The organism is Croceicoccus pelagius, assembly GCF_001661915.1.
Classification (GTDB): Bacteria; Pseudomonadota; Alphaproteobacteria; order Sphingomonadales; family Sphingomonadaceae; genus Croceicoccus; species Croceicoccus pelagius.
Genome location: NZ_LYWY01000038.1, coordinates 1 through 2500 on the forward strand (window position 1 = coordinate 1; position 2500 = coordinate 2500).

Annotated in this window: 1 tRNA gene and 2 rRNA genes (1 of these 3 cut by a window edge); all 3 read right to left on the minus strand. The window is 55.2% G+C overall.

Annotation, left to right across the window (positions count from 1 at the left end):
* Positions 1-24 precede the first annotated feature (24 nt).
* Positions 25-101 (minus strand) — tRNA-Met (locus A9D15_RS11240).
* Between the two features lie 200 nt (positions 102-301).
* A 5S ribosomal RNA gene (gene rrf / locus A9D15_RS11245) occupies positions 302-416 on the minus strand.
* Positions 417-548: 132 nt separating this feature from the next.
* Positions 549-2500: ribosomal RNA gene (locus A9D15_RS11250) — 23S ribosomal RNA — on the minus strand (it continues 837 nt past the right edge of the window).

Genomic DNA, 2500 nt, shown 5'->3' on the forward strand with positions numbered 1-2500 from the left:
CTGCGTTGAGAAGTTCTATGGCGGTGGTTGCGGGGGTTGGATTTGAACCAACGACCTTCAGGTTATGAGCCTGACGAGCTACCGGACTGCTCCACCCCGCGTCACCTTGCATTGGGTACCTCAAGGTCCAGCGTCGACATGTGTCGACTTGGCCTTGCGAAGCCTGTGTGCCTCGGAAGGATACCCTGGTCCTGGGGCGCTTGTGGCGACCCGAGAGACCAAAAAGCCGCCGCTCGGTAGGACCGGCAGCGGCTTTGGGGGTTTTGTGAATGGGTTTTTTTGCGCTCACGCCGGCTACAATGCCTGGCGGCGTCCTACTCTTCCAACGCTTGAGCGTTAGTACCATCGGCGCTGTTTGGTTTCACGTCCGAGTTCGAGATGGGATCGGGTGGGTCACAAACGCTATGGCCACCAAGCAATGAAGCAGGCGTGTCGCATATTAATCGATGCACTTGTTAAGTGATGTGGGTGATCTGGCTGCGATGACCGTCCGGTCAACGAACAGCGCCGGTACTGAACCAGCAGGACTGTCGTTGATGGTGGGATTCATCAAGCGCGATCAGAGTTATTAGGACCGGTTAGCTCCATGCGTTACCGCACTTCCACACCCGGCCTATCAACGTCGTGGTCTACGACGACTCGAAGATACCTAATCTTAAGGGAGGCTTCCCGCTTAGATGCTTTCAGCGGTTATCCCGTCCATACATAGCTACCCTGCGGCACCCTTGGCAGGATGACAGGTACACCAGAGGTATGTTCACCCCGGTCCTCTCGTACTAGGGGCAACTCCTTTCAAGTATCGACGCCCACGGCAGATAGGGACCAAACTGTCTCGCGACGTTCTGAACCCAGCTCACGTACCACTTTAATTGGCGAACAGCCAAACCCTTGGGACCTGCTCCAGCCCCAGGATGTGATGAGCCGACATCGAGGTGCCAAACGATTCCGTCGATATGAGCTCTTGGGAATCATCAGCCTGTTATCCCCGGCGTACCTTTTATCCGTTGAGCGATGGCCCTTCCACGAGGGACCACCGGATCACTATGACCGACTTTCGTCTCTGCTCGACTCGTCAGTCTCGCAGTCAGGCAGGCTTATGCCATTGCACTCTTGCAGCCGGTTTCCAACCGGCCTGAGCCTACCATCGCGCGCCTCCGTTACTCTTTAGGAGGCGACCGCCCCAGTCAAACTACCCGCCACAGAGGGTCCCAACACCGGCTAACGGTGCGTGGTTAGACATCAGAAAACAGCAGGGTGGTATTTCACCTATGGCTCCACGAGAACTGGCGCTCTCGCTTCAAAGCCTCCCACCTATGCTACACAACTCTTTCCTAATGCCACTCTGAAGCTGCAGTAAAGGTGCACGGGGTCTTTCCGTCTAACCGCGGGTACTCCGCATCTTCACGGAGAATTCAATTTCGCTGAGCATATCCTGGAGACAGTGGGGAAGTCGTTACGCCATTCGTGCAGGTCGGAACTTACCCGACAAGGAATTTCGCTACCTTAGGACCGTTATAGTTACGGCCGCCGTTTACTCGGGCTTCAATTCGGAGCTTGCACTCCTCCTCTTAACCTTCGAGCACCGGGCAGGCGTCACACCCTATACGTCGTCTTGAAGCCGACTTAGCAGAGTGCTGTGTTTTTGCTAAACAGTCGCTACCCCCTGGCCTGTGCCCCCTCCAACTACTTGCGTAGAAAGAGGGCCTCCTTCTTCCGAAGGTACGGAGGCAATTTGCCGAGTTCCTTCAGGATACTTCTCTCAAGCGCCTTGGTATACTCTACCTGACCACCTGTGTCGGTTTCGGGTACGGTCTATATGGAGAGGCTATTTCCTGGAACCACTTGGCTGCCCATCCAATCCGATAAGGATGAACAACTTCCGCGATCCGTCACACATCTCCAGGCCCACGAATATTTACGTGGTTCCCATCGACTACCCCCTTCGGGCTCGTCTTAGGGGCCGGCTAACCCTGCTCCGATTAGCGTTGAGCAGGAACCCTTGGTCTTTCGGCGAGAGGGCATCTCACCCTCTTTGTCGCTACTCATGTCAGCATTCGCACTTCCGATACGTCCAGCGTCGGTTACCCTTCGCCTTCACTCGCTTACGGAACGCTCCGCTACCGCTGCAGTAAACTGCAACCCTAAGCTTCGGTGCGTATCTTTAGCCCCGTTACATCTTCGCCGCAGGAACCCTTATTTAGACCAGTGAGCTGTTACGCTTTCTTTAAAGGATGGCTGCTTCTAAGCCAACCTCCTGGTTGTTTTGGGATTCCCACATGCTTTCCCACTTAGATACGACTTGGGGACCTTAGCTGTAGGTTAGGGCTGTTTCCCTTTTGACGACGGACCTTAGCACCCGCCGTCTGTCTGCCGGACTAGACTCGATGGTATTCGGAGTTTGGTTAGGTTTGGTAGATCTCGCGACCCCCTAGCCCATCCAGTGCTCTACCCCCATCGGCAATCATCCGACGCTCTACCTCAATAGATTTCGCGGAGAACC